28 protein-coding genes are annotated in these 25641 nt (G+C 53.0%); 24 read left to right on the forward strand and 4 right to left on the reverse strand.

What is annotated here, in order from left to right:
- Positions 1-12: 12 nt before the first annotated feature.
- The 9 genes from DFK18_RS06190 to DFK18_RS06230 all read left to right on the forward strand — a co-directional run bounded on the left by DFK18_RS06190 (position 13) and on the right by DFK18_RS06230 (position 7150).
- Positions 13-651 carry a ubiquinone biosynthesis accessory factor UbiJ gene (locus DFK18_RS06190; protein WP_114417367.1) on the forward strand — a complete coding sequence of 213 codons (639 nt, stop codon included), beginning with the start codon at positions 13-15 and terminating at the stop codon, positions 649-651.
- Entirely contained in the window at positions 651-2288 is a 1638-nt protein-coding gene (ubiB, locus tag DFK18_RS06195) for a ubiquinone biosynthesis regulatory protein kinase UbiB (protein ID WP_245944339.1), read from the forward strand. The genes DFK18_RS06190 and ubiB overlap by 1 nt, the downstream gene beginning before the upstream one ends.
- A gap of 82 nt (positions 2289-2370) precedes the next feature.
- The gene (locus DFK18_RS06200) at positions 2371-2700 is read left to right on the forward strand and encodes a phosphoribosyl-ATP diphosphatase (RefSeq protein WP_114417368.1); all 330 of its coding nucleotides are present in this window, start codon (positions 2371-2373) and stop codon (positions 2698-2700) included.
- Positions 2701-2728: 28 nt separating this feature from the next.
- Complete coding sequence (gene tatA, locus DFK18_RS06205; protein ID WP_114417369.1) at positions 2729-3001, forward strand: Sec-independent protein translocase subunit TatA; 273 nt, start codon at positions 2729-2731, stop codon at positions 2999-3001.
- Positions 3002-3013: 12 nt separating this feature from the next.
- Positions 3014-3364: a Sec-independent protein translocase protein TatB gene (gene tatB / locus DFK18_RS06210; RefSeq protein ID WP_114417370.1), complete on the forward strand. Its 351-nt coding sequence runs from the start codon at positions 3014-3016 to the stop codon at positions 3362-3364.
- A gap of 20 nt (positions 3365-3384) precedes the next feature.
- A complete protein-coding gene (gene tatC / locus DFK18_RS06215; RefSeq protein ID WP_114417552.1) occupies positions 3385-4149 on the forward strand; it encodes a twin-arginine translocase subunit TatC in 765 nt (254 codons plus the stop codon).
- A 133-nt stretch (positions 4150-4282) separates the two neighbouring features.
- Positions 4283-5050: an oxygen-binding di-iron domain-containing protein gene (locus tag DFK18_RS06220; RefSeq protein WP_114417553.1), complete on the forward strand. Its 768-nt coding sequence runs from the start codon at positions 4283-4285 to the stop codon at positions 5048-5050.
- Positions 5051-5124: 74 nt separating this feature from the next.
- Positions 5125-5916, forward strand: a complete 792-nt coding sequence (locus tag DFK18_RS06225; protein ID WP_114417371.1) for an oxygen-binding di-iron domain-containing protein — start codon at positions 5125-5127, stop codon at positions 5914-5916.
- 28 nt (positions 5917-5944) lie between these two features.
- Positions 5945-7150 carry an HD-GYP domain-containing protein gene (locus DFK18_RS06230; protein WP_114417372.1) on the forward strand — a complete coding sequence of 402 codons (1206 nt, stop codon included), beginning with the start codon at positions 5945-5947 and terminating at the stop codon, positions 7148-7150.
- Positions 7151-7184: 34 nt separating this feature from the next.
- Here DFK18_RS06230 and elbB read toward each other — a convergent pair whose 3' ends face one another.
- On the reverse strand, positions 7185-7841 hold the full coding sequence (gene elbB / locus DFK18_RS06235; protein WP_114417373.1) for an isoprenoid biosynthesis glyoxalase ElbB: 657 nt from the start codon (positions 7839-7841) through the stop codon (positions 7185-7187).
- A 133-nt stretch (positions 7842-7974) separates the two neighbouring features.
- On the opposite strand from elbB, the gene hemB reads away from it, so the two are divergent.
- The 7 genes from hemB to DFK18_RS06270 all read left to right on the forward strand — a co-directional run bounded on the left by hemB (position 7975) and on the right by DFK18_RS06270 (position 14305).
- Complete coding sequence (gene hemB / locus DFK18_RS06240) at positions 7975-8976, forward strand: porphobilinogen synthase (RefSeq protein ID WP_281269761.1); 1002 nt, start codon at positions 7975-7977, stop codon at positions 8974-8976.
- A gap of 35 nt (positions 8977-9011) precedes the next feature.
- Positions 9012-11234, forward strand: a complete 2223-nt coding sequence (gene ppk1, locus DFK18_RS06245; protein WP_114417374.1) for a polyphosphate kinase 1 — start codon at positions 9012-9014, stop codon at positions 11232-11234.
- A gap of 47 nt (positions 11235-11281) precedes the next feature.
- Complete coding sequence (locus DFK18_RS06250; protein ID WP_114417375.1) at positions 11282-11608, forward strand: hypothetical protein; 327 nt, start codon at positions 11282-11284, stop codon at positions 11606-11608.
- Entirely contained in the window at positions 11608-11901 is a 294-nt protein-coding gene (locus tag DFK18_RS06255) for a hypothetical protein (protein ID WP_114417376.1), read from the forward strand. Before DFK18_RS06250 ends, DFK18_RS06255 begins: the two co-directional genes overlap by 1 nt.
- 244 nt (positions 11902-12145) lie before the next feature.
- Positions 12146-13204 carry a 3-deoxy-7-phosphoheptulonate synthase gene (locus tag DFK18_RS06260; protein ID WP_114417377.1) on the forward strand — a complete coding sequence of 353 codons (1059 nt, stop codon included), beginning with the start codon at positions 12146-12148 and terminating at the stop codon, positions 13202-13204.
- Positions 13205-13213: 9 nt separating this feature from the next.
- Positions 13214-13756, forward strand: coding sequence for a DUF3087 family protein (locus DFK18_RS06265; RefSeq protein WP_218563909.1), 543 nt, complete (start codon positions 13214-13216; stop codon positions 13754-13756).
- A 234-nt stretch (positions 13757-13990) separates the two neighbouring features.
- Positions 13991-14305 carry a high-potential iron-sulfur protein gene (locus DFK18_RS06270; RefSeq protein ID WP_114417378.1) on the forward strand — a complete coding sequence of 105 codons (315 nt, stop codon included), beginning with the start codon at positions 13991-13993 and terminating at the stop codon, positions 14303-14305.
- Positions 14306-14368: 63 nt separating this feature from the next.
- On the opposite strand, the gene DFK18_RS06275 is transcribed toward DFK18_RS06270, so the two are convergent.
- Positions 14369-15964: a methyl-accepting chemotaxis protein gene (locus tag DFK18_RS06275; protein WP_114417379.1), complete on the reverse strand. Its 1596-nt coding sequence runs from the start codon at positions 15962-15964 to the stop codon at positions 14369-14371.
- A 140-nt stretch (positions 15965-16104) separates the two neighbouring features.
- Here DFK18_RS06275 and DFK18_RS06280 point away from each other — a divergent pair, with 140 nt between their 5' ends.
- The 3 genes from DFK18_RS06280 to DFK18_RS06290 all read left to right on the forward strand — a co-directional run bounded on the left by DFK18_RS06280 (position 16105) and on the right by DFK18_RS06290 (position 19021).
- On the forward strand, positions 16105-16914 hold the full coding sequence (locus DFK18_RS06280) for a mechanosensitive ion channel family protein (protein WP_218563910.1): 810 nt from the start codon (positions 16105-16107) through the stop codon (positions 16912-16914).
- Positions 16915-17092: 178 nt separating this feature from the next.
- Positions 17093-18463 (forward strand): KamA family radical SAM protein, encoded by a 1371-nt coding sequence (locus DFK18_RS06285; protein WP_114417380.1) that lies wholly within the window; start codon positions 17093-17095, stop codon positions 18461-18463.
- A 120-nt stretch (positions 18464-18583) separates the two neighbouring features.
- Positions 18584-19021 carry a hypothetical protein gene (locus DFK18_RS06290; protein ID WP_114417381.1) on the forward strand — a complete coding sequence of 146 codons (438 nt, stop codon included), beginning with the start codon at positions 18584-18586 and terminating at the stop codon, positions 19019-19021.
- An 18-nt stretch (positions 19022-19039) separates the two neighbouring features.
- Here DFK18_RS06290 and DFK18_RS06295 read toward each other — a convergent pair whose 3' ends face one another.
- A complete protein-coding gene (locus tag DFK18_RS06295) occupies positions 19040-19699 on the reverse strand; it encodes a SanA/YdcF family protein (protein ID WP_114417382.1) in 660 nt (219 codons plus the stop codon).
- 218 nt (positions 19700-19917) lie between these two features.
- Here DFK18_RS06295 and DFK18_RS06300 point away from each other — a divergent pair, with 218 nt between their 5' ends.
- Complete coding sequence (locus tag DFK18_RS06300; RefSeq protein ID WP_162299708.1) at positions 19918-20637, forward strand: MipA/OmpV family protein; 720 nt, start codon at positions 19918-19920, stop codon at positions 20635-20637.
- Positions 20638-20667: 30 nt separating this feature from the next.
- On the opposite strand, the gene asd is transcribed toward DFK18_RS06300, so the two are convergent.
- Positions 20668-21525 carry an archaetidylserine decarboxylase gene (gene asd / locus DFK18_RS06305; protein WP_114417384.1) on the reverse strand — a complete coding sequence of 286 codons (858 nt, stop codon included), beginning with the start codon at positions 21523-21525 and terminating at the stop codon, positions 20668-20670.
- Between the two features lie 209 nt (positions 21526-21734).
- Between asd and DFK18_RS06310 the strand changes: the two genes are divergently transcribed.
- The 4 genes from DFK18_RS06310 (at position 21735) to DFK18_RS06325 (ending at position 25576) form a co-directional block, all read left to right on the forward strand.
- Positions 21735-23024 carry a hypothetical protein gene (locus DFK18_RS06310; RefSeq protein ID WP_162299709.1) on the forward strand — a complete coding sequence of 430 codons (1290 nt, stop codon included), beginning with the start codon at positions 21735-21737 and terminating at the stop codon, positions 23022-23024.
- Positions 23021-23776, forward strand: coding sequence for an OmpA/MotB family protein (locus tag DFK18_RS06315; protein ID WP_114417386.1), 756 nt, complete (start codon positions 23021-23023; stop codon positions 23774-23776). The genes DFK18_RS06310 and DFK18_RS06315 overlap by 4 nt, the downstream gene beginning before the upstream one ends.
- The gene (locus DFK18_RS06320) at positions 23773-24327 is read left to right on the forward strand and encodes a hypothetical protein (RefSeq protein ID WP_114417387.1); all 555 of its coding nucleotides are present in this window, start codon (positions 23773-23775) and stop codon (positions 24325-24327) included. The genes DFK18_RS06315 and DFK18_RS06320 overlap by 4 nt, the downstream gene beginning before the upstream one ends.
- A gap of 214 nt (positions 24328-24541) precedes the next feature.
- Positions 24542-25576 (forward strand): NADP(H)-dependent aldo-keto reductase, encoded by a 1035-nt coding sequence (locus tag DFK18_RS06325; RefSeq protein ID WP_114417388.1) that lies wholly within the window; start codon positions 24542-24544, stop codon positions 25574-25576.
- Positions 25577-25641 lie beyond the last annotated feature (65 nt).

The raw sequence follows: 25641 nt of genomic DNA on the forward strand, positions 1-25641 counted from the left end.
AAGGAAGAAACGATGCAATTACCTCTGGCTGCACTGACTGCACTGGAAAGTCTGATCAACCCGCTGCTACGCCAGGCTGCTGCCCAAGGCGGGGCGACGGCCCTGAGTCTGCAAGAACTCAGTGGCAGCCTCTTTGAGCTGCGCGTGCATCCCCAGGGCTGGCAGGTGTTTGTTCAGGTCAGTGATTCAGGCCTGTACTTTTACCGCCAAACGGAGGAGACGGCGGATGCCTGGATGGAAGCCAGCCTGCCAGCCTACTTGCAGATGGCGACTCGACCCGATGCCCAAGCCGTGCTTTTCAGTCCCGAGGTCAAGGTTGGTGGGCAAACTGCGAAGCTGGAAGCCTTTCAGGGTCTGCTGGCTGCGCTGGGGCTGGATGCCGGTGAACTGCTCAATCAGGTTGCCGGCCCGCTGCCCCTGGCCGGTTTTCAGGCCGGTTTATCCCAGTTGCTGGGCTGGACCCAGAGAACGGCTAACGCAGCACGTCAGGATTTTAAGGACTACCTGGAAGAAGAAACAGGAGTGATGCCCGGAGAAAACAGTCGGCATCTGCTGGAAGACAGTCTGGATGAATTGCGTATGGATGTGGATCGCCTGGAAGCCCGTATCCGCCTGCTGGAAACAGCCCAACAACAAGCGGGGGATCACTAGTGGGTCGTTTGTATCGTGCTTTCAGAATTGCCTGGATTATTGTTCGCTACCGACTGGATGTCCTGATTCCTGTTGAACGCCTACCTGCCCCTTTGGCTTTTCTCTTAAAAATCAACCCTATACGTCTTTTTCCTCTGGGTCATTACACCCGGGGTGAGCGCCTGAGACTCTCTTTGGAAGAGCTAGGCCCGATTTTTGTCAAATTTGGCCAGATGCTCTCCACTCGCCGGGATCTGCTTCCGGACGACGTAGCCAATGAATTGAAGAGGCTTCAGGATCAGGTGCCTCCCTTCCCGGCGGCACTGGCCAAGACGACCATTGAAAAATCTCTGGGAATGCCGGTTAGCGAAGCCTTTGCCGAATTCGGCAGTGAGGCCCTGGCTTCAGCCTCGGTGGCTCAGGTGCATCCGGCGCGCCTGCACACTGGCGAAGAGGTCGTGGTCAAAGTGATCCGCCCCGGTATCAGCCGCATTATTCGCAAGGATGTGCAGCTTCTCTACATGCTGGCCTATCTGGTTCTCAAACTGGTGCCTGATTCACGCCGTCTGCATCCTGTTGAAGTTGTGGCGGACTATGAAATCAGTTTGATGGATGAGCTGGATATGCAAAAGGAAGCAGCCAACACTTCACAGCTCAAGCGCAATTTTCTTAATTCAGCACTCTTGTATGTGCCGGTGATTCACTGGCCCTTTACCCGCAAAAACGTCATGGTGCAGGAGCGCATCTATGGAGTGCCTGTCGCTGATGTGGATCAGCTGCGCCGCGATGGCGTGAACATGAAAAAGCTGGCGGAAAGGGGTGTGGAAATCTTTTTTACCCAGGTTTTTCGGGATAACTTTTTTCATGCCGACATGCATCCGGGCAATATCTTCGTGGATACCAGCAAGCCGGAAAGTCCGCGTTATATTGCCATTGACTGTGGCATCGTCGGCTCCCTGAGCATCGAGGATCAGAATTATCTGGCGCGCAACCTCCTGGCCTTTTTCAAGCAGGATTACTATGAAGTGGCTCGTCTGCATATTGAATCCGGCTGGGTGGGTGAAGAAACCCGCGCCAATGAATTTGCTGCAGCCATCCGGGCGGTTTGTGAGCCCATTTTTGAAAAACCGCTGAAGGATATTTCCTTTGGTCAGGTGCTTCTGGGGCTTTTTCAAACCGCGCGCCGTTTTAATATGGAAGTTCAGCCACAGCTAGTCTTGCTGCAGAAAACCCTGCTGAATATCGAGGGCTTGGGGCGTCAGCTCTACCCTGAGCTGGATCTCTGGACCACAGCCAAGCCCTTCCTGGAAAACTGGATGAAACAGCGTGTCGGCCCCCGTGGCATCCTGCTGAAAGCCAAGGAAAAACTCCCCGATTGGTTGGAGCAGATTCCCGAGTTGCCACAGCTGGCGCACGAGAGTCTGACTCAGTTACGTTCCTGGGAAGAAAGCCAGCGCGAACAGCGTCAATTGCTTCGAGAAATGCGTCAGGAAATGGCCCGCTCGCGTCAACGCAATGGCCAGGTTTTGCTGGGCCTCTTGCTGATGCTGGCCGGACTGGCGGGCGGCGTGGGTGAACACCTGGCCCCGCTACTGCATGAAGAGTGGATTCCCTGGGCACTGGCCGGTGCAGGCTTGTTGGTGCTAGTGCGACGTTAGGACCAAGCTTGCAAGATGGTGTGGCCGGGCGCTTTAAGCTATGCTAGCTCCTTTTTGAATGACCCTAAGGTTTAACCAATTTATGAGTGATATTCTTCAGCAACTGGAAGCGCTTCTGGATGAAAGACGCCAAGCCTCTCCGGATACTTCCTATGTTGCTCAGCTCCATGCCAAGGGATTGAACAAGATACTGGAAAAGGTAGGCGAAGAGGCAACCGAAACCCTCCTGGCCGCCAAGGATGCCCAGCGTAGCGGGGACCACCAAGAGGTCATTGCAGAAACTGCGGATCTCTGGTTTCATTCTCTGGTTATGCTCTCCCATCTGGGGATCAGCCATCAGCAGGTGCTGGATGAACTGGCAAGACGTATGGGGATATCCGGTCTGGAAGAAAAAGCCAGCCGTAACCAGTAACTAACAACGAAAACAGCAGGAGAAAAACATGGGCTTTGGTGGCATTAGCATCTGGCAACTACTGATCGTTCTGGGCATCATTATTCTGATTTTCGGAACCAAAAAATTGCGTAACCTGGGTGGTGATCTGGGTGGAGCCGTTAAAGGCTTCAAATCCGCCATGAAAGATGGCGAGAAGGAAATGGAAGACGAACTGAAAAACAAGCAGGAAGATGGGCGTCTGGAAAAATCCAAAGCGGACAAGGACGCCATTGATGTTAAGGCTGAAGAAGTTCGAGATCGGGAACAGGAGCGCAAGTAAGCGCTACAGACTATGTTTGATATCGGCTTTTTTGAGCTCGTCCTCCTGGCTGTTTTGGGTCTGTTGGTGCTGGGTCCCCAGCGCCTGCCCCAGGCGGTAAGAACCCTCGGCCTTTATGTAGGCCGTATTCGCAAGGCCGTTTCGGGCATTCAGAATGAAGTGAATGAACAGCTGCGCCTGGAAGAAATGCATCAACGCATGGCTGAGCATGAACGCAAGGTCAAGGCGGGCTTGCATGATGCCGAGCAGGAGCTACAGGAAGACTTTAAACCTACGACCCCGCCGACCGCTCCAAGCACGACCAGCTTAAGCAAAGATGGCGAAAAGCCTAAGTCCCCGGATCAGGAGAGTAAGTCCTCATGAGTCAGCAGGAAGAGGAAGCGATGCACTCCACTTCGGAAAATCACCAGCCCGAGTCTACTCAGACGGCTCATGCTCCTCTGGTTGAGCATCTGGTCGAGCTGCGCAACCGCATTCTGAAAATGGTGCTGGCAGTTTTACTGGTTTTTCTGGGGCTTTTTTACTTTGCCAATGATATCTACCTGTTCATCTCTGAACCGCTGCGCCTGATTATGCCGGAAGGCACCCAGATGATTGCCACCGAAGTGGCATCGCCTTTCCTTGCTCCCTTTAAGCTGACTCTTTTTGCCGCTGTGGCTATTAGCATGCCCTATATTCTTGGACAGATCTGGGGGTTTATTGCACCGGGACTTTACGATCATGAAAAGAAACTGGCTTTTCCGATCGTTTCTTCCAGTATTCTTTTATTTTACGGCGGTATGGCCTTTGCCTATTTCGTTGTCTTCCCGCTGTTGTTTGCCTTTTTTACCACTGCAGCCCCTGACGGGGTGGCGGTGATGACCGATATCAATGCCTACCTTAATTTTGTGCTGAAATTATTTTTTGCTTTTGGCCTGGCATTTGAAATTCCCGTTGCCACCGTTTTAATGGTATTGGCTGGTGTTACCAGTGTGGAAAAGCTGTCATCAAAACGCATGTATGTGATTCTGGGGTGTTTTGTAATAGGAATGTTACTGACTCCGCCGGATATATTTTCCCAAACTTTATTGGCCGTGCCCATGTGGCTTTTATTTGAGCTGGGAATATTGATTTCCAGACTGCTTCCTAAGAAGAAAGGAACAGAGTGAAATAAATAATTACAATCTTGCATGATAAACCCAGCTTATGGCTGGGTTTATTGTTTTATATCAATTGTGGGCCTGGTGTTTTATTGATATATATTAAGACACAGGAAATTCTTGCCCGTACATGGAGCCTGAAATGGTAGAAAGCAGTAAGGTCTTGTTTGAAGATGACGAACACCAATACATCTGGTTTGGCTGGGAAGATCCGGATTCTGATGAAAGCCTGGTGCAGTCTAACCAAGTGCTGGTGATTAATCAGGATCAAGGCTATCTTTTTGATCCAGGCGGCGCTTTCATTTTTTCTGAAGTAGCTTCGGAAGTGAACAAATACATCCCCTTGGATCAGATTCGTTATTTGCTGGCTACCCACCAGGATCCCGATGTACTTTCTTCAGTGACCCTCTGGCTAAAAGCCACTAATGCCCGTCTGCTGGTTTCACGCTTGTGGATTCGTTTTGTATCCCACTTTGGTTTTAGCGATAACAATCGCTTGGTCGCTATTGAAGACAAAGGCAAGATGATCAAGTTACCGGCCGGTGGTGAAATCGTCATGTTGCCTGCTCACTTTTTGCATAGTGAAGGGAACTTCTGCTTTTACGACAGCCGCTCGAAAATTTTATTTTCCGGTGATATCGGGGCAGCAGTGTTCCCCAAAGGCAAGCGTTACTTGTTTGTAGAAGACTGGGAAGAACATCTACCCTACACTGAAGGCTTCCATAAACGATATATGGGTAATAATGCAGCCCTGCGTAAATGGGTGGCCATGGTGCGCCAGTATCCAATAGAAATGATTGTTCCCCAGCATGGCGCCATCATCGGCAAGGACAAGATTCCGGCCTTTTTGGATTGGTTGGAAAACTTACAATGTGGTACTGATCTGCTTGATGAATTCTACGGATTTTGAGCTGGCTCAGTTTTATGGCCGGATAAATGGCCTAGAGTAGCAAGATAACCAACAAGGATTAGGAGCCTGCTACGATGACTGCAAACCTGGAAGATAACCGGCTACTTTACGAAGATGATGAGCACCAGTTTGTCTGGTTTGGCTGGGAAGAAGAGGAGGGTTCCAACTCCTTTGTCCAGACCAACCAGTGCATGGTGATCAACGGTGACCAGGGCTATCTTTTTGACCCAGGTGGAACCTACGTATTCCACCAGGTTTTAGAGCAGGTGACGCGTTATTTGCATCCGCGTCAGATCAATACCCTGATTGCCACGCATCAGGATCCGGACGTCTGTTCCTCGGCTCCTTACTGGATGAAGGCGACGGATGCCAAATTACTGATTTCCAGGCTATGGCTGCATTTTGTATCCCACTTTGGCCTGGATGAGCCAGAGAGGGTGGTGCCTCTGCCGGACAAGGGAGCCAAGTTGAAGCTGCCCACGGGGGATCACCTGCTATTACTGCCCGCACATTTTTTGCACAGTGAAGGCAACTTCAGCATTTTTGATGAGCGATCGGGCATTCTCTTTTCGGGGGATATCGGCGCTTCTATTTTTCCACCGGGCAAGAGAGCGCTTTTCGTAGAGGATTTCGAGGAGCACAAGGCATTTATGGAAGGCTTCCATAAACGCTACATGCACTCCAATGCGGTCTGTCGGCAATGGGTCAAACAGATCCGTAATCTGCCGAAACCGGTTAAAATGATAGTGCCTCAGCATGGTTCCATGTTCGAGGGGGAGCAGGTAGAAAACTTCCTCTCCTGGTTCGAGGCTTTAGAGTGTGGTGGTGATCATTTACAGGCGATCTATTCGGGACAGCCTGTATAGGTTGCAGACCTACTGCAAGGATTAGCTTATGTTGTTGCGTGATTTCGAGTTATCCAGAATAACTCCTGAACTTTTGAAAATAGAACAGCCGGTACCCTGGCCCATCTACGACGAATTTGGCAAGTTGTTGATGGCCAAGGGCGCTATTCTGCGCTCAGAAAGGCAGAAAGAAATCCTGACACGGGTGGGCCTGTTTGCGCGCGAAATTCAGCCTGACCCTGAGAGTCTGATCCCCCAACCTGTTCGTTTTCGCCGCAAGGTTAATCCTTTTGCCGAATTTGATGAGCTTTGTCTGAAGCTGGAAGAAGTTTTCAAGCTGATAGAAAAGGACAAGACGCCCAACCCAGGTGTGGTTAAGAAGCGCGTCTACGATATTGCCACCCATCTTCAGGGTTTAACCGAATATGATGCTGATGCCCTGCTCGGTGCTGTGCATCTGGCGGATCAGTTTCCCTACCATGTTCACCATCCCATGCAGATTGCCGTTCTTTCTGAACTGATTCTTGAGCGTCTGCAGGTTGAGCAGGAGGTGCGCCTGTCTGTTCTGGCGGCAGCCCTGACTTGTAATCTGGCAATGAACCCTTATCAGCAGCGTCTGCACCAGCAGAAGCAGCCGTTGAATGATCAGCAGCGCAAGGTCATTGAAAAGCATCCCGAGCAAAGCCGTCAAAAGCTGGAAGAGGTGGGTGTCGATGATCAGCTCTGGCTGGAGCTGGTAGCCCAGCACCATGAAAAACTGGATGGTACCGGCTATCCGCGAGGCCTGAAAGATGAAGATATCCGGCGTGAAGCTCGTGTGCTGGCCCTGGCCGATGTTTATACCGCGATGGTGACACCGCGTCCCTATCGCAATCCGATCAAGCACAAGGATTCCTTGAAGGATATTTTCACTCAGCGTGGCAGCAAGTTTGATTCCAAGCTTACGTTGCTGTTCCTCAATGAGCTGGGTCTTTATCCGCCAGGAGTTTACGTCAAGCTCAACAATGGCGAGCTGGCTGTAGTGGTCGGGCGTACCCCTGACCCCAAATCGCCGCTGGTAGCCAGCGTCAAAAAACCCAGTGGCGATCTATTCCTCTCGCCTCGCCGGCGTAACACGGGTTCCCAGAATTTTGCCATCAAGAGTGCCTGCAACGTTAACGAACGCATCAAGATTAACCCTGCAACCCTTTGGGGGATCGATGCTATTCGCCTGAGCACTTCCCCCGATCTATCCGGTGTGACCGATCTGATCTGAACCAAAAGCCCTGCTTTTGCAGGGCTTTTGACGGTCAAGCCATTTCCACAACCTTGTCGACCAGTTTAAAAATGCCTGCCTGGGCTTCGGTCAGTCGCTGAGCCAGCATATAAGCCGGGGTGGTCACCAACTTGTGTGTTTTATCCACAACGATTTCATCGACGGCCGCTGATTTGTGCAGGGCTCCCATGCTAGAGAGGGCCCCTTCGACACCAGCATCCTGGCCGATGGTACAGAGAGCTCCTGGAGCAACCAGTTTTGCGGTTAGAGCAGGTGCAATGCACATCAGGCCGATAGGTTTGTCCGCTTGATGAAAGGCCTGAACGAAGGCAACGATTTTCGGATTGACTTCACAATCAGCTCCCTGAGTCGCAAAAGTGGAGAAATTTTTTGCCACACCGAAACCACCTGGTAACAGCACGGCGTCATAATCATCCGGATTGGCGTCGGCCAGATCGATAAGCTCGCCACGGGCAAGGCGGGATGCTTCGGTAAAGACATCGCGATCACCGGGCATTTCCTCGCTTTTACTGTGATCGATCACATGCATCTGAGGGATGCGGGGGGCAATGCATTGATAGTCGATATTCAGTTGATCCAGACGCAAGAGGGTTAGAACTGTTTCGTAGATCTCTGCGCCGTCTTGAAAACCGCAACCGGATAACAGGACAGCAAATCTTTTCTTGGCCATGATTTCATCTCCTTGTTGCTTGGGGGTTAACTTGACTCTAGTGGCAGACTCGTGGAGTGGCAAGGTGACGCTCTTCCCTTCATCCTGGCTACTGATATACTCCTGCAATAGATTAGTTTAAGAGGATTGTTTTGTGTTAGTAACCAACCGTAATTTTCCTGCAACCCGGATGCGTCGCATGCGGGCAGATGACTTTTCGCGCCGTCTGATGCGGGAAACAGTGCTCACGGCCAATGATCTGCTGGTGCCCCTGTTTGTTCAGGAAGGTGAGAATAAACGTGAACCTGTGCCCTCGATGCCGGGTGTGGAACGTTTAAGCCTGGATTTGCTGGTTAAGGAAGCCAAAGAGTTGGCTGATTTGGGCATTCCCGCTATTGCTTTGTTTCCGGTGGTGGATGGCGAAGGAAAAACCGAATTGGCCGAAGAAGCCTACAATGCTAACGGTCTGGTACAGCGCAGTATCAAGGCCATCAAGGATGCTGTTCCTGAGCTGGGCATCATGACGGATATTGCCTTGGATCCTTATACCTCGCATGGTCAGGATGGCATCATTGATGCTAAGGGCTATGTGCTGAATGACCGCACCGTGGAGACACTGGTCAAGCAGGCCTTGTCCCACGCTGAAGCGGGTGCCGATATTCTGGCCCCTTCAGACATGATGGATGGGCGCATAGGCGCTATTCGTCAGGTGCTGGAGCAGGATGGCCTGGTGAATACACGTATTCTTTCCTACGCTGCCAAGTATGCTTCGGCTTTCTATGGCCCCTTCCGTGATGCAGTGGGCTCTGCCGCTAACCTGGGCAAGGCTGACAAGGCCAGCTACCAGATGGATCCGGCCAACTCCGATGAAGCCCTGCATGAAGTGGCATTGGATCTGGCTGAAGGTGCCGATATGGTCATGATCAAACCCGGCATGCCCTACCTGGACATCGTTCACCGGGTCAAAACCGAGCTGGGTGTTCCCACCCTCGTCTATCAGGTGAGCGGTGAATACGCCATGCAGATGGCCGCCATTGAAAAAGGCTGGCTGGATGAAGCCGCCATGATGGAAGCGCTGCTCTGCTTTAAACGCGCAGGCAGTGACGGCATCCTCACCTATTTTGGCAAGCGTGCCGCTTATCTGTTGAATCAGTAACGACCTCCAATCGCATTCAGTCAAGGAACCAGGCAATGACCGAAAAGACCAGCAGGCCGGAATCCTCCAAGACAGCCACGTCAAGCAATGACTCGGAAGGGCTGAATACTACTTCAGCCCCCAGGGCGATCCTCAGGATTAACCAGAGCAAAAGTGGGGTGCGTCGCCGCAAGACGGATGATAGCGTGGATCTGGATAATCCGGAGCTCTATTTCAACCGCGAGCTATCGCATCTGCAGTTTAATATCCGTGTTCTGGAGCAGTCACTGGATGTTAGCCACCCACTGCTGAACCGGCTGCTGTTCCTGCTGATCTTTTCCAGTAACCTGGACGAGTTCTTTGAAATCCGTGTGGCAGGCCTGCGGCGTCAGGTGGCCCTGGATCGGGAGAAATCCGGTGTCGATGGGCGTCGCCCACCAGAGGTCCTCAAGGAAATTGCCCGTGTCTGTCACGAGCAGGTGGAGCGCCAGTACAAGATACTTAATGAGTTGCTGATTCCGGCCCTGGAAGAGCAAAAGATTCGTTTTATACGCCGCGATCAGTGGACCAAGGCACAAAGCCAGTGGGTCGAGGATTTCTTCAAGGAAGAGATTCTGCCGGTAATCAGCCCGATCGGCCTGGACCCTTCGCATCCCTTCCCGCGCCTGGTTAACAAGAGCCTTAACTTTATCGTGTCTCTGGAAGGCAAGGATGCTTTTGGCCGTGAAGGCGGGATGGCCATTCTCCCTGCACCTCGCTCCCTGTCGCGCTTGATCCGTATTCCCGATGAGCTCTGTGAGGAGGGGGATAACTTTGTTTTCCTCTCCTCGATGATCCATGCCCATGCCGAACTGCTCTTCCCCGGCATGAAAATTCGCGGCTGCTACCAGTTCCGCCTGACCCGCAATGCCGATTTGAGTGTGGACTCTGAAGAAGTATCCGACTTGGCCAGTGCGCTGCGGGGTGAGCTGCTATCGCGTCGTTACGGCGATGCCGTGCGCCTGGAAGTGGCTGATAACTGTCCTGATGATCTGGTGGATTTTCTGCTGCATCAGTTTGGCCTGGGCGAAGAAGAGCTTTATCGGGTCAATGGGCCGGTCAACCTCAATCGCCTCATGGCTCTGATGGGGCAGGTGAATCGGCCCGACCTGGAATACGCTCCCTTTACTGCTGGCTTGCCCAGGCCTCTGCGTAAGGAAGAGGGCTCGATCTTTAATGCCATTCGCCAGAATGACCTGCTGCTGCATCATCCCTTCGAGAGTTTTTCGCCGGTGGAAGACCTGCTGCGCGAAGCGGCCAGTGATCCCGATGTCGTGGCCATCAAGCAGACGCTCTATCGCACCGGCCCGGATTCCAGCATCGTCAATGCCCTGGTGGAAGCGGCCCGTAACGGCAAGGAGGTGACGGTTGTCATCGAATTGCGCGCCCGTTTTGACGAGGCCGATAACCTGACCCTGGCCAGCCGTCTACAAGAGGCGGGTGCTATCGTGATCTACGGGGTGGTTGCTTATAAAACTCACGCCAAGATGATGCACATCCTGCGGCGCGAAAACGGCCAGCTGCATCACTATGCTCACCTGGGTACGGGTAATTACCACGCCAAGACCTCACGCCTCTACACTGATTACGGCCTGCTTACGGCCAATCAGGAGCTGTGTGAGGATGTTCACCGCGTCTTCCTGCAGCTCTGTGGTATGGGGCAGGTGCTGAATATGCACAAGCTCCTGCATGCCCCCTTTACCCTGCACAAGCGTCTGGTGGAAATGATCGAACGCGAAGCGGAACTGGCCAAGGCTGGCAAAAAAGCGCGTATCGTTATCAAAACCAACTCAGTCACCGAACCCAAGCTGATCAAGGCGCTCTACCGGGCCAGCCAGGCTGGCGTCAAGGTGGACATGATCGTACGCGGTATCTGCTGCCTGAGACCCGGTCTGCCCGAGGTTTCAGAAAATATCCGCGTGCGTTCGATCATCGGGCGCTTTCTGGAGCACACGCGCGTCTTCAGTTTTTATAACGATGGCAAAGAAGAGATCTACTGCGCCAGTGCCGATTTTATGGAGCGCAATATGTTCCACCGGGTAGAAACCTGCTTCCCGCTGCTGGATGCCAAACTGGCCGTCCGGGTGCGTAAGGATCTGGAAACCTACCTGCTGGATAACTGCCAGAGCTGGGAGTTGCAGAGTGATGGCACCTACTTGCTGAATTCTCCCGGTAAAGGCAAGGATGAAGTCAGTGCCCAGGAAACCCTGCTGGATGCTTATGCCGAGAAGATATCCTGACGCTTGTGCTAAACTGGCCGGGTAGATGTAAAAACACGGGAGTAATAATGAGTCAGGCACCGAAAGACCAGCCCCAGGTTGCAGGCCTCTGTTGGATTCGACCCGAGCAATGGGATCGCCTGTTGGAAGTGGCTGAAGACAGTGACCGCCTGGAATCCAGCTGGGAAGAGTGGGAGGCCAAAAGCCTGGAAATGATCGAAGTCTTTGCGACCCGGAATATTCTGATCGAAAAGGTGGATGTCGACCTGGAAGCCCTGATTACCTGGTGTCAGGACAAGGGCAAGCCAGTCAATGCCTCAACAAGAGCAGAGTATGTGACTGCCTTGATGATGGAACAAAAGAAACTGGATGCGGGTAAGCTCGTTAAGCACTGATGACTTCTAAAAACGATTGGAATGAAAAGTTTAGAGAAATTATTGAAGCCGCCAAACGCCTGATTATTGCCGGTCAGGAAGTAACCGGTGAGGCTTTGGCTGATTTCTTTGATGACTATAGTCCGGAGTATCTGGAAAAGATCTGGGATGATCTTTTCAGCAATCATCCGGAGTTGGCCCGTGTTCACCTCAGTGATCGCGTTGCCGTGGAACTGGAAAAGCATTTTGAAAGGCAGAATGTACCTGTCTATCATCATGCCCTGGTGATTCAGGAAGTGCGAATTGGCAGTTGAGCCCAAACACTTTTTGTGTTTGACTGTTAATAACACTACCGCAAAACAGAGTTTTAAAATGCAAGTTAATCTGAACAACAACCCAGTTTTTGCAAAAGGCTATTGGTTTAGTTCAATAACTTGCGTCTGAACATCAGGTTTCGGGCGCCCAGTGGCTGCCCAGGCAAAGAAACTAAAAACCCCGGTGCAGCCACACCGGGGTTTTTTTATGCCTGGAACCCATCCTGGGATTAAAGGAATCAAAATGAACAGTCAATTACAGCAGCAAGTGACCAGCCAGCCTCTGATAACCCGGGAGCAACTGCTTCAGGAGTTGCCCTTAAGTAACCGGCTGGCTCGGCAAGTGGATCAACAGCGAGCGGCCCTGTGTCAGCTGGTAGCAGGTGACGATCCGCGTTTTCTAGTCGTGGTAGGGCCTTGTTCGGTACACGATCGGGAAGCCACGCTGGATTATGCTAGACGCCTGGTCGCCCTGCAGCAGGAAGTGGGTGATCAGCTACTCCTGGTAATGCGGGTCTACGTTGAGAAACCACGTACCTGTCTGGGCTGGAAAGGCCTGGTAAATGATCCCCAACGGGATGGCCAGACCGACATCAATAGTGGCTTAAGGGTCTGCCGCCAGCTAATGCTGGAGGTCGCTGAACTGGGCTTGCCAATTGCCACCGAGGCGCTGAATCCTTTTCTGGCCGATTACTTCTCTGATTTGATCAGCTGGTATGCCCTGGGTGCCCGAACCACTGAATCGCAAACGCACCGCGAAATGGCCAGCCATCTGCCGGGTGTGCTGGGTTTCAAAAATGCCACCGATGGCAGCATCGATGTTGCCATCAACGCCCTCAAGGCAGCAGCCCAGCCCCAGGCAACCACAGTAATTAATACCCAGGGGCAACTGGTGCAATTCCAGGCGGCTGGTAACCCTCATGGTCACCTGGTTTTGCGTGGTGGAGCCTCGGGTCCCAACTATCGTTTGTCTCAGGTGCAGGCTGCCAGCGCACGTCTGGCGGATGCGGGCCTGAACCCACGGGTGCTGGTGGATGCCAGTCATGCCAATTGCGGCAAGGTAGCCGAGCGCCAGGCGGAGGTTCTTGAAGATCTGGGCCTGCAGCTGGGCGAGGGGTCACCGCTTCTGGGCGTGATGCTGGAAAGCTTTCTGGAAACCGGTAATCAACCCCTGCAAGCCGGAGAGGGGGTTTATGGCCAATCCATGACTGATCCCTGCTTGGGCTGGGAGGCCAGCCGCCAGGCACTGCACAAACTGGCAGAGCAGGTTAAACTGCACCGCTGTGTTGCTGAAGCTATCTGAGGAAAAGCTATGATGAACCCGTTTTGCCTGCAGGAAATAGACCCTTTGCACTATCGTCGCCAAACCCGCAAAAGCAGTTGGGTGATTATTGCGGTTTTTGCGGCTCTGGGCATGCTGCTCTCACAACTGCTGGTAATCTTGTTGGGGAGTGAGGGAGGCAATAACTTTCGCTGGAATCTTTTGGGCGTCATCCTGGCTGTTGGCTGCACCTATCTACTCGTTCGCTACTACCTTAGCCAGCAGCCGCTGATGAAGGAAGCCGTCTACGGCTGGCACCTCAAGCGTAACCTGATGCGGATTACCAATGTCATGCACCGCCTTAAACCTCTGGCAGAAGCCGGGGATGCCGAGGCGCTCAAGTTGCTGCGTTTTTACCATCTGGCCGTGGAGCAGATGCATCGTTTGGATGGTGATGAATCCAATAGCCTGGAGATTAAGGCGGAAAAAAAACATTTTGAAGAGCGGATGCAGGAATTGGGGCTGGATAGTGAACAAACCTGTCTTGATCCGGCCTGGTTGGCTGCTGTGAAAGATAAAAAGGTCGATGAATAACGGCTTCTTATAGGTATATCTGATCTAGTGTTTTCCTCTCTGGAATTTAGCGTTATATTGGGCTGTGACGCTTGACCGCAGGGGGTTGCGACTAAAGTTGGTCTCGGTTGAGGAACCCCTGGGGGATAATGATCGTCATAGGCTAGAACCTTGATACAGGTTAATGCCGGGCCGGGATGATTGCGGTGCAATCAACCGGCACACAAAAAACTAAAGATGATGAGGATGAATACTATGTCTAACAACAGCCGTCGTGCGTTTCTGAAAAAGGGCCTTTTCGGTCTGGCTGCTCTGCCACTGGGAATGGGCGTGCTCTCAACCCAAGCCTTTGCTTCTTCTCTGCCCGCTCTGAGCGAAGATGCCCCCCAGGCTGCTGCCCTGAACTACGTTAAAGTTGCAGCAGATGCCTCCGGCCACGCCAAGTACCAGGAAGGTCAGCGCTGCGACAACTGCATGTTCTTCAAACCGGCTAACAACGGTTGTTCTCTGTTCCCACAGAACTCTGTTGAACCCGGTGGCTGGTGTCAGTCCTACGTTCAAAAGCCCTAAGGTTTTGAGAACGAAAAAAAACCCCGATTATTCGGGGTTTTTTTATGCCTGCTTTGGCCTGATTTAAACTCGGAAATGATTCAGTTGCTCATTGAGTTCTTCTGATTCTTTCTGAATCTGCTGACTGGAGGTGACGACCTGATTGGCTTCGGTGCGGTTATGCTCGGCAATGCCGGCGATGTGCACGATGCGTTGGTCGATGTCCTGAGCGACCTGGTGCTGTTCCTCAGCTGCAGTGGCAATCTGGTTGTTCATGCCACGAATACTGTCCACTGCCGAGACAATGGCATCCAGAGCTGCAGTGGCTTCTTCGACCTGAACCACGGTTTGTGAAGCCTGATCGGAATAGGTCAGCATGGATTCCGAAGCCTTGTGGGCATCTCCCTGCAAGCGGGCAATGATGGTTTCAATTTCACCGATGGAATCCCGCGTACGACTGGCCAGATTACGTACTTCATCGGCAACTACGGCAAAGCCGCGTCCGGCTTCACCTGCACGGGCCGCTTCAATGGCCGCGTTCAGGGCCAGAAGATTGGTCTGCTCGGCAATGGCCGTGATAACTTCCAGCACTGTTGTCGCATTATTGGTTTCATCACGTAGGCGGTGTAACTGATCAGCGCCCTCTTTGAGGTTGTTGGATAGCTCATTGAGTTGGTCGGAGGTTTGACGAACCAATTGCTGCCCCTCACGAGCACGATCATCAGCAGTGTCCGCTTCCTCAGCCGCATTGGCCGCATGATTGGCGACTTCAGCTACGGTTGCGGTCATTTCATTCATGGCGGTTGCCACCTGATCCAGGTCCTCGTGCTGCTGGGCTACCCCTTGGTCGGTGGCCTGAGCAGCCCGGGCAGTATCCTGAACATGCTGGTTGGTGGTCTCGCTGGTTTGCTTGACCTGATTTAATAGCTGGGATACCTGCTCCTGCATATGGTTGTAGGCAGTAAACATCTGGCCGATTTCATCTTCCTTGTATTTGACCGCTACCCGATGGGTGAAATCGCCTTCACCCACCCGGCGGAGTCCTTTGAGGAGCACCTGAATCTGATCCATCAGCTGGCGCATACCGAATACCCGACCCAGAACAACCAGCACCAGAATCAGGGTGACGCTGGTAAAAGCCAGCCAGACCTGTAGTTTCTGAGTGGATTCCACCTGGGCTGTCATCATGCCCACAGCTTCATTCATGGTTTTTAGTAGCTGAATGGATTGCTGATTCAGTTCCACCACACTCTGGCCATCACCCTGGTTCAGGGTGCGTTGGATCTGTGTCTGCATTCCGGCCCAGAGACGATCAACTTCCTGCATCTTGGCCTGGATATCGGCTTCCTTAAAAGCCGTGATCCGGCGTTCAGGGTTTCCCTGAAGAAGATCCTGGTGGGCTTGAGCAAAACGCGCCTGGGTGGCTTCCAGAGTGGCTCGGTCACCGGCACCTTCCAGCAGCAAGAGGGTTTCCTTGGTCATCTTCTGACTCAACATTCTCTGGGCACCGGCCACGTTGATGGTTTCTGGAGAGACCATCTGGCTCAGATAAAGCGAAACCGAAGCCGTAGCCGCTAAACAGAAGATCAGGGCGTAGGAAAACAGGAATTGTTTATCCAGGGTTTTCAGGCCCAGCAGGCGTAAAATGGACGTTAGCAAATGGGCCAGGGCGTTGCTCATGGGAGGGCCTCCGTGAACTGGTGAGGAGTTGCTTTAATTTCGGGTTAATATACATTTTGTGTTAGCTTTTAACTACTGCTATTGCTCCTTATGGGAGTAATCTTTATTTTGCCAGGCGGAAATATCAAGAGGATGCTTAAATGGATGAATTGATGGCAACAGAAGCCGTAGTCGATCGGCTTTGGGGAATTTTTGACAATCTATGGCCTGCGTTGCTGCTGCTGGTTTTTGGCTGGTGGCTGGTCAAGCAGGTCAGAAAGCTCTGCGTTAAAGCGCTGGCTAAACGTATGGATGAATCCGCAGCTCATTTTCTTGGGCAGATCGTTCATGCACTCCTGTTAATTGTTCTTTTTATTGCCGTGCTGAGTCAGCTCGGGGTCAATACCACTTCTTTACTGGCTGCTCTGGGTGCCGCTGGTTTGGCGGTAGGCCTGGCTCTGAAGGACTCCCTGCAAAACCTGGCTTCAGGTTTCTTGCTGGTGGCGCTTAAGCCCTTTAAAAAGGGTGATTATATTGAAGGTGCGGGTACCGGTGGCAGTGTAGAGCGTATGGCCATGATGCACACCTATCTGAAAACACCGGATAATAAGGTGGTGATGATTCCCAATTCATCCCTGGTGGGCAGTAATCTGGTGAATTACTCCACCGAGCCGCAAAGACGCATGGATATCCGTGTCGGCATCAGCTATGACGATGACCTGCGCAAGGCCAAGCAACTCCTGCTGGATTTGGTTGCAGCCGATGAGCGGGCTCTGAAAGACCCTGAACCCCGGGTCATCATTACCGATTTTGGTGATAACTCGGTCAATCTGTCCTTGAGAGTCTGGGCCACGCTGGATGATTTCTGGTTTCTGCAGTGGGATTTGATGGAAGAAGTGAAACTGAGCTTTGATGCCAACGGCATTACCATTCCCTTCCCGCAGCGCGATATTCACCATTATCAGCATTAAAAGCGCATCTTTGCCTTCCGGAGCGTTTATGCAATTATTTTTGCGTGAACGCTCTTTTTTGTCTTTTTTTGCCGATTTTTCTAGTTTTTCTTGCAAATATTTGCGCGTTTCTGTAAAAGTCCCCCTCTAACTAACAGACTTAAAACCAGTTTAGCCTGCCTACCGGAGGAGACGGACTATGAACCAGCGTGTATCGCTTGACACCCCGGCCATAGAGGCCCGCCCCTTTAAGGTTTATACCCAGCGTCAGTTGGACAAGATCGAAGCTCTGGAAAAGCTTCCGGAAGACTTGCGTTTTGATATGCGTGTGGTCAGCCAGGTGCTACCTTTTCGAGTGAACAGCTACGTCATCGACGAGCTGATCGACTGGGACAAGGTACCCGAAGATCCCGTTTTTCAGCTCACCTTCCCGCAGCGTGGCATGCTCAAGCCCGAACACTTTGATGAAGTAGCAGCACTGATGAAGGCAGAAGCGGCTCCGGCTGAATTGAAAGAAGCCATAGAGCGCATCCGGGCTGATCTGAATCCTCATCCTGCCGGGCAAATGGATCTCAACCTGCCTCTACTGGATGGTCAGCCTTTGCAGGGTATGCAGCACAAATACCAGGAAACTGTACTTTTCTTCCCCAGCCAGGGTCAGGTCTGTCACAGCTACTGCACCTTCTGTTTCCGCTGGGCCCAGTTTGTGGGCGATAAGGATCTGAAGTTTGCTTCCAACGAAGCGGACTCTCTGCATGCCTACCTGGCCGAGCACAAGGAAGTTACCGATCTGCTGCTGACCGGCGGTGATCCCATGGTGATGAAGGCCAAGCACCTGCGCATGTACCTGGAAGGTCTGATGAAACCGGAACTGGATCATATCCAGAATATCCGTATCGGCTCCAAGAGCCTGACCTTCTGGCCTTACCGTTTTGTCACCGATGACGATGCCGCTGATATCCTCCAGCTGTTCCGTGAACTGACCGCTGCGGGTAAGCATATTGCCTTCATGGCTCACTTCAACCACTGGCAGGAGATGGATACCCAGGTGTGCCGTGAAGCCGTGCGTCGTATCCGCGATACCGGTGCCGAAATTCGCACCCAGGCACCACTGCTGCAGCATATCAATGATGATGCCGACCAGTGGGCCAAGATGTGGAAGATGCAGGTTCAGCAGGGCATGATCCCCTATTACATGTTTGCTGAACGCGATACCGGGGCACGCCACTACTTTGAAGTGCCTCTGGTCAAAACCTGGGAAATCTACCGCGAAGCCATGAAGCAGGTGCCCGGTCTTTGCCGTACTGCCCGTGGGCCTTCCATGTCCGCTGATCCCGGCAAGGTCGAGATTCAGGGGGTAACAGAAATCCAGGGTGAGAAGGTTTTTGTCCTGCGCTTTATCCAGGGCCGTAGTGCCGATTGGGTACAGCGTCCTTTCTTTGCCAAGTATGATGAAGAAGCCACCTGGCTGAATCATCTCAAGCCTGCTTTTGGGGAAGAAAAATTCTTCTTTGAAGACGAGTTTGCCGCCATGAAGGCCGACAAGAAGGCGTTGATCATGAAGGCCTGATGGCTTCCTGTTAGGCGTTGAGCTTACAAAACCCCGGTATCCGTGAAGGACCGGGGTTTTTTGTGGCGGGACTACTGGTATGATGACCTTTTAAGCGCTTGCTGTGGAGAAAAGAAAGCGATGCTGTTGAATCCGATCCAGGCCAGCTTTAACGAACTGCTGGAACTGCTGGAAGAAAGCCTGGACCTCTACCAGGATATGCGTGAACGCCTGCCGGTCACCAGCCGCAAGGCGCAGTTGGATGCCATGCTCGAACAGCGGAAAACCCTGCACCAGCGTTTGCAGCAAGCGGCTGTAGAAGAACTGGATATCCGCCCGCGGGCAGCCGACCAGGATATTGAAGGCCTGACCCAGTTGCTGGAACAGTTTCGTCGCCTGTGGCAGGACCCGGAAATCGTGGCTCTGGATCTTCTCCAGGATCACGAGCAGGAGTTGCAAAGGGCCTTTCAGGGGCTGATGCAAGAGACGGATTCCTCCAGCCTGTCCCTGCAGTTGCAGACGCTACTGCAGGAGCTTAAGGAGCATCTGGAGGCCACCGAAGTCTGGCTGGTTCACTGACCCGACCTGGATGGGTGATTAATGCCCCAAGGGCTCAGGGTCATTGAGTAGGCGGGGTTCCCGGTGCCAGATAAAAAGATCACCCAGTGTTAGTAGGCGGGCTGCCAGTTCGCGGAAGAGGATATTCTTCATGGCGGACCACCGAGGTCCTGGCGCGGTACAGCCATAGCTTTCCATCTCCAGAGACTTGGCAATAAAGAGAGCACGGGGCAGATGGTAGTCTTGGGTGATCAGTAGGGCCTTGTCGATGCCGTAGACTTCCTTGGCTCTTTTCAGCGTATCAAAGGTGCTGAAACCGGCATGATCCAGCAGTAAAGCACTGGCTGGCACGCCTCTTTCACGTAAGTCTTCCTGCATCCGCGCCGGTTCATTGTAATAACGCGTACGGTTATCGCCAGAAACCAAAAGGCGCACGATCTTGCCCTCACGGTAAAGGCGGGCTGCCGCTTCGATGCGCCCATAATAGTGAGGGTTGGGATGCCCAGAACGTAAGTACTGGCTGGTGCCGAATAGAATCCCCATCTGCAGGGGGACACAGCCTTCGTCCAGTGTTTCGATGCGATCACTGGTCTGGCCGACAAACCAGGCATTGATTCCAAAAGCCAAGCTCAGTCCAAGTGCACCCAATGCCAGCAAGCGCCACCACCAGACCAGCAATTTTCGGATAATTTTGCGCATGATTCGCCTGAAGGTTCAAATACAAGGTCTATTTTAGCTTAAATTGAAGCATTTAAGTAATTGAGGCAGCTTCTTGGCTTTGCAACCAGTATTGGATAGACTTTTTAGTCTTTGAAACAGACGCTTGATTGACTGGCAAGGGCCAACGAATTGAATTCATTTTAACAGAGGCAGGGAAGATGGCTTTTCGGGGTATCAGAGTTTTAGTGGCGACTGGCTTGCTGATAGCCAGTTTGCCGGCAGCCGCCAATTGGAGTGCCGGTGTTGGCGGAGCCTTGGGACAAAGCCCTTATCGCGGAGTGAGTACTAATCCTAATACTATTCCCGCTTTTGTCAGTTACCGTGGTCGTTTTGCCTATTTGCGCGGTATCGAAGCCGGTATTAATGCCTGGGGAACGGGTGGTGAATGGGGCGGTGTCCAGGCCAGTGTGTTGGTCAAGGGGCGTCTGGCAGGCTATGAGTCGAGCGATTCCTGGTATTTGCATGGCATGGAAGATCGTGACTGGTCGATAGATGGGGGCGTGGGATTTTCCGGTCGGGTTAACGGTCACCAGTTTTCCGTTCAACTGATCACCGACCTGCTCGACAAGCACCAGGGCCAGGAAATCGGCACCAGCTACAGCTATGGGTTCAAAATAACCCCTAAACTGAGAATGAGTCCCGGTGTGAGCTTGAGCTGGCAAAGTTCGGACCTTTTAAGCTATTACTACGGCGTCAGGGCTGAAGAGGCGGATGCCAGTCGTGAACGTTGGGCTTATCAGGCGGATGCAGCCTGGGTGCCCAGTTTAAATCTGAATACGATCTATTCTTTCAATCAAAGCCACTCGATCATGCTGGTGGCCAGTTCCACGCGTTTACCCGATGAGGTAACGGCCAGCCCTCTGGTCAGTCGGGAATGGGTTTCCGGCGGCTTTTTTGCATATCTGTATCGCTTTTAAAAAAACGGGGAGCAGCTGCTCCCCGTTTTATTAAAGATTCAGTTCAGCGAGAGGCTCACCCAGTTTAACCGGGGTGAGGTTTTCCAGATCGTCACGCCATTTGACCGCATCGGGACCAAACAGCAGGATCACGGTCGATCCCAGTTTGAAGCGTCCCATTTCCTCACCTTTTTCCAGTACTACTGGCTGGGGGTCGGTGAAGTCCTTAAGGGTAACCTGGCGAACCGGCGGCGTTACCTGGCCGTCCCAGACGGTTTCGATACCGGCCACGATCATGGCACCGACCAGCACCATGGCCATGGGGCCGGCCTGGGTATCAAAAAAGCAGACCAGGCGCTCATTGCGGGCAAAGAGGCCGGGTACATTATCCGCTGTGGCCTGATTCACCGAGAAGAGTCGACCCGGTACATAAAGGGTTTCCTTGAGGGTTGCCCCCAGAGGCATGTGCACGCGGTGATAGTCGCGCGGTGACAGGTAGATGGTGGCAAAACTGCCGCCCATGAAGGGAGCGGCCTTGTCGGCATCATCACCGAGCAGGCGGGTCAGGCTGTAATGAATGCCCTTGGCCTGAAGCACCCGTCCATGCTCCAGACTACCCAGCTCACTGATGGCGCCATCGGCCGGGCAGGCCAGTTGTTTGGGGTCCGGGGTAATGGGACGCGCACCTGGCTTCAGAGGACGAGTAAAGAAGTCGTTAAAACTGGCGTAGGCGGTCAGCTGCTCTTCCTGAGCTTCGCTCATATCCACCTGGAAGTGCTTGGCAAATCGAGTGATCAGCAGGTTCTTGACCCAACCGATTTGACAGGCGGCCAGGTGTCCGGTCAGTCGCGACAGCAGGTGATGGGGCAGCAGATACTGGCTGAGCGCAAATAACTTGGCTTTATTCACAGAGCTTTTCCTGTAGAGTTGAATGTCGGCATTATTGTAGCGGATAAGCGCCACAGCCTAAAAACTTTGCAGTAATTTACCCCTGGAGGCCGCAGCAGGTAAACTGAGAGGCTGGTTTACAAGGGCCACCACAAGACCGCCTACTTCCCGTGCTGAGGGTGAAGCTTAACCCGCGGCCGATTGATCCAAGAGACTAGTGATTGCTGACCATGGCATTTTTTACATTTTTTTCACCCCTGACTTTATTTTTTATCGCCCTGATTCTGGGAATGACCGCCTATTTTCATGGGCCCGTCTACTCCCTGAGAACAGTCAATGCCGCACCCTCGATCCTTACCAGTGTGGGCATTTTCGGTACCTTCTTCGGTATCGCCCTGGGTCTGATGGAATTTGATGCTGGGGATGTTGAAGCCAGTGTTCCCCAGCTGATCGAAGGCCTGAAAACCGCCTTCTGGTCATCCATTGCCGGTCTGCTCGGAGCCATGACCATCAAACTGCGTCATGTCCTCAACCATGTGCGTGGCATGGATGGCAGCACCCAGGTCACCGGTGCGACCATGGATGATCTGGCAACCCTGCTCGGGGATATCCGCCTGCTGCTGAAAAATTCCGGACTGACCCGCATTGATGAATACATGAAAAGCAATGACCAGCGACTCCAGGCCAGCCTGCAAAAGCTGGGTGAGGGTATTGGTGACTACCAGCAGAAGATGGCGGATGCCAACTCCAAGGCGCTGGTTTCCGCGCTGGAAACTCTGCTGCAGGATTTCAACCAGCAGATCAATGTCCAGTATGGCGAGAACTTCCAACAGTTGAACCAGGCCGTGGGCCAGATGCTGCAATGGCAGGACAACTACAAGGAAGAACTGGAAGCTCTGCTTAACGAACAAAGAGCCAATGGCCAGGTGCTCGACAAGGCCACCGAAGCCTACAAAACCATGGTTGAACACACCCAGTCGTTTAACGTGGTGGCTGATACCCTGGGCGAAGTCATGGGGGGGCTGCAGCAGCAATCGGAATCCCTGGGCAGCTACCTGGATTCTCTGGCCAATCTGGTCAACAAGGCCGGAGGCGGGTTGCCGCGTCTCGAAGACCGGATTCATGCCCTCACCGATGGCCTGGCCGGACAACTGGATCGCCAGCACAGCCAGATGCAAAAATTGCTGGATAGCTCGGCCAAGCGGGTCGCTGATAGCGTGGAAAATCTCAATCAGATCCTGGGCACGCGTCTGGATGAACAACTGGCCCGCCAGCAACAACAGGCCAACAAGACCCTGGATCGCAGCGAACAGCAGCTGGTGCGTCTGGATGCAGCCCTGGAGCATGAACTGACGCATTCCCTGCAGACCTTTGGTAGCCAACTGGCGGCCCTGTCCGAGAAGTTTGTCAGTGACTACACCCCGCTGACCGACAAGCTGCGCGAGCTGGTCCAACTGGCGGAAAAACTGGAAGCCCGAGACTCGGCCAAACCCGCCAGGACCCAGGCAGGTGACGCATGACCCGTCTGGACCAGAATCCGGAAGAAGAACTGCTTTCCGGGGAAGAAGGAGCCCACTGGATTTCTGTCAGTGACCTCATGGCCGGTCTGATGATGGTCTTCCTGCTGGTTTCCGTGGTTTTTATGGTCATTGTGCAAAAGGAAAGCGAGCGGATGCGTGAAATCGCGGAAATCTACCTGGATATCCGTGAAGCCCTCTATGAGGATCTGCTGGCCGAATTTGAAGAGGATCTGCCGCGCTGGGGGGCTCAACTGAGCCCCGATCTGGTGATTACCTTTCAGGACTCCGGAGCCCTTTACGAAATCGGTTCTTCCAACCTGCGTCCGCGTTTTGCCGAAATTCTGGGAGAATTCTTTCCCCGTTATGTGCGAGTCATTACCGCTCCGGAATACCGCGATGAAATTGAAGAAGTGCGCATCGAAGGCCATACCTCCAGTGAATGGACTAACGCCACCAGCGAAAACGAGGCCTACATCAACAACATGCGCCTGTCCCAGGCACGTACCCGTTCCAGTTTGGAGTATGTGATTAACCTGCCCGGTGTCAGCCACGAGCAGACCTGGCTAAAGCGCAACCTGACCGCCAACGGGCTGTCTTCCTCCCAGCCGATTCTCAACGAAGACGGCAGTGAAAACGATGAGCTCTCGCGGCGGGTGGAATTTCGGGTCAGAACAGATGCCGACTCGCGCATTCGTGAAATTCTTGAAGAACACCGGCGACCCCAGGTCACCGAGGAGACCACCGAGCAATGAAGCTGCCGGATTTCACCGAGTTTGAACCCTTCAAGCAGCTACGCCTGCAGATGGGAGCCCGAAAAAACGGGCACTTTGAACTCTTTGATCCCGAACGCCATCTGACCGGACGTGAGCGCTCCGAACTGGATCGTGAAGGCCGCCAGCTGCCCCTGCATCGGCTCAAGCGTTTTGCCGACCTGACCTGGGGCCTGAAGAACTCGCGCCTGGTGGTCTACCGTGAAGACCAGCAGGATTACCATCTGGCCCAGTGTGCACAAACAGCTAGCTGGGACCCTCAGCAGAGCGTCTGGGTCAGCAGTCGGCGCACCGGTGCTCTTCCTCTGGGAGAAAACCAGTCCAGCCCGCGTCAGGTCTGCCCCGATTGTTTGCAACTACTGGCCTACAAAGGCTTTGATTTAAAACGCAACCGCAAGATTGCCTACAGCAAACAACTGCTGAAAAGCTTTTCCCGTGAAGAATTCTTTCAAATCTACAAGCTTTATCCGGTTCAGGGGGTGGATGAAGTGAAGGCAGCTGCTAAGCCTTCACCCCCGCCGTCAGCTTCTTAAACCCTTTTGTCTTGATCAAAAAATTCCTAGGGAGCCTCTGATTAACGTGATGAGCGCAGGTTAGGCAAGGCGAAATTGAACGAAAAAGCGGAGTTTACAAGTAGTAAATGAGCACTTTGAGGCCAATTTCAACGCAGCATAAGCAAGCGCAATAGTTAATCAGAGGTTTCCTAGAAAGCTTCTGATCAACTTTTTTAGATACCAAGGAGACAGCATGCACTACCGTCCACTGGGAACAACATCCTTGCAAGTATCCAAGATCTGCCTGGGCACCATGACCTGGGGGGAACAAAACACAGAAGCCGAGGCTCACGAACAACTGGATCGAGCCATCGCAGCAGGCGTCAATTTTATCGATGCGGCGGAAATGTACCCGGTGCCGCCCAAACCGGAAACCCAGGGGCTGACCGAGCAATACCTGGGCAGCTGGCTTAAACAGCAACCCCGGCGTGAAGACCTGGTGATTGCCAGCAAGGTCGTGGGTCGTTCGGACATGAAGCACTTAAGAGGCGGCCCGCGCCTGAATGCCGCGCAAATCAAGGAAGCCTGCGAAGCCAGCCTCAAGCGTTTGCAGACCGACTATATCGACCTCTACCAGATTCACTGGCCGGAGCGTAAAACCAACTATTTCGGTCGCCTGGGTTATGAACACCAGGGCGATGACGGTGCCATCAGCATCGAGGAAACCCTCAAAGCCTGTGAAGACCTGGTCAAGGAAGGCAAGGTGCGCTATTTGGGTATTTCTAACGAAACTCCCTGGGGCATGCATGAATACCTGCGCCTGAGTGAGCAACAAAACCTGCCACGTATTCAATCCATCCAGAACCCCTATAACCTGCTGAATCGCACCTTTGAAGTAGGTCTGGCAGAAATGGCGATTCGTGAAAACGCCGGTCTGCTGGCCTATTCTCCTCTGGGTTTTGGTGTCCTGAGTGGCAAATACCTCAATCAGGCCCAGCCGGAAGGGGCTCGCCTGACGCTCTACCAGCGTTTTCAGCGTTATACCTCGGCCCTGGCCGAAGAAACCACGGCGCGCTATGTGCAACTGGCCAAAGACTGGAACCTGGACCCGGCACAAATGGCCCTGGCCTTTGTGAATGATCGTCCCTTCGTCACCAGCAACATCATCGGCGCAACCCGCATGGACCAGCTGGAAAGCAACCTGGCCTCGGCCGAACTGCAACTGCCTCAAGAGCTGCTGGAAGCCATCGAAGCCATTCACCTGCAACAGCCCAACCCCTGCCCCTAAAGCAGAAATAAAAAAGGCCCGGAGGTTGTCCGGGCCTTTTTCACTTCAAGAACTGACTCGATCGT

This window comes from Marinospirillum perlucidum, from assembly GCF_003336805.1.
In the GTDB taxonomy this organism is placed as follows: Bacteria; Pseudomonadota; Gammaproteobacteria; order Pseudomonadales; family Halomonadaceae; genus Marinospirillum; species Marinospirillum perlucidum.

Coding starts and splice junctions, on each gene's coding strand:
- DFK18_RS06265 (WP_218563909.1), top strand. CDS start 13,214: ATGATGAACCCGTTTTGCCTGCAGGAAATAGACCCTTTGCACTATCGT.
- DFK18_RS06315 (WP_114417386.1), top strand. CDS start 23,021: ATGACCCGTCTGGACCAGAATCCGGAAGAAGAACTGCTTTCCGGGGAA.
- DFK18_RS06285 (WP_114417380.1), top strand. CDS start 17,093: ATGAACCAGCGTGTATCGCTTGACACCCCGGCCATAGAGGCCCGCCCC.
- DFK18_RS06295 (WP_114417382.1), bottom strand. CDS start 19,699: ATGCGCAAAATTATCCGAAAATTGCTGGTCTGGTGGTGGCGCTTGCTG.
- DFK18_RS06310 (WP_162299709.1), top strand. CDS start 21,735: ATGGCATTTTTTACATTTTTTTCACCCCTGACTTTATTTTTTATCGCC.
- DFK18_RS06260 (WP_114417377.1), top strand. CDS start 12,146: ATGAACAGTCAATTACAGCAGCAAGTGACCAGCCAGCCTCTGATAACC.
- DFK18_RS06220 (WP_114417553.1), top strand. CDS start 4,283: ATGGTAGAAAGCAGTAAGGTCTTGTTTGAAGATGACGAACACCAATAC.
- DFK18_RS06275 (WP_114417379.1), bottom strand. CDS start 15,964: ATGAGCAACGCCCTGGCCCATTTGCTAACGTCCATTTTACGCCTGCTG.
- ppk1 (WP_114417374.1), top strand. CDS start 9,012: ATGACCGAAAAGACCAGCAGGCCGGAATCCTCCAAGACAGCCACGTCA.
- DFK18_RS06190 (WP_114417367.1), top strand. CDS start 13: ATGCAATTACCTCTGGCTGCACTGACTGCACTGGAAAGTCTGATCAAC.
- DFK18_RS06255 (WP_114417376.1), top strand. CDS start 11,608: ATGACTTCTAAAAACGATTGGAATGAAAAGTTTAGAGAAATTATTGAA.
- DFK18_RS06320 (WP_114417387.1), top strand. CDS start 23,773: ATGAAGCTGCCGGATTTCACCGAGTTTGAACCCTTCAAGCAGCTACGC.
- DFK18_RS06280 (WP_218563910.1), top strand. CDS start 16,105: ATGGATGAATTGATGGCAACAGAAGCCGTAGTCGATCGGCTTTGGGGA.
- tatB (WP_114417370.1), top strand. CDS start 3,014: ATGTTTGATATCGGCTTTTTTGAGCTCGTCCTCCTGGCTGTTTTGGGT.
- DFK18_RS06200 (WP_114417368.1), top strand. CDS start 2,371: ATGAGTGATATTCTTCAGCAACTGGAAGCGCTTCTGGATGAAAGACGC.
- DFK18_RS06290 (WP_114417381.1), top strand. CDS start 18,584: ATGCTGTTGAATCCGATCCAGGCCAGCTTTAACGAACTGCTGGAACTG.
- DFK18_RS06230 (WP_114417372.1), top strand. CDS start 5,945: ATGTTGTTGCGTGATTTCGAGTTATCCAGAATAACTCCTGAACTTTTG.
- DFK18_RS06325 (WP_114417388.1), top strand. CDS start 24,542: ATGCACTACCGTCCACTGGGAACAACATCCTTGCAAGTATCCAAGATC.
- elbB (WP_114417373.1), bottom strand. CDS start 7,841: ATGGCCAAGAAAAGATTTGCTGTCCTGTTATCCGGTTGCGGTTTTCAA.
- tatC (WP_114417552.1), top strand. CDS start 3,385: ATGCACTCCACTTCGGAAAATCACCAGCCCGAGTCTACTCAGACGGCT.
- DFK18_RS06225 (WP_114417371.1), top strand. CDS start 5,125: ATGACTGCAAACCTGGAAGATAACCGGCTACTTTACGAAGATGATGAG.
- DFK18_RS06250 (WP_114417375.1), top strand. CDS start 11,282: ATGAGTCAGGCACCGAAAGACCAGCCCCAGGTTGCAGGCCTCTGTTGG.
- tatA (WP_114417369.1), top strand. CDS start 2,729: ATGGGCTTTGGTGGCATTAGCATCTGGCAACTACTGATCGTTCTGGGC.
- DFK18_RS06270 (WP_114417378.1), top strand. CDS start 13,991: ATGTCTAACAACAGCCGTCGTGCGTTTCTGAAAAAGGGCCTTTTCGGT.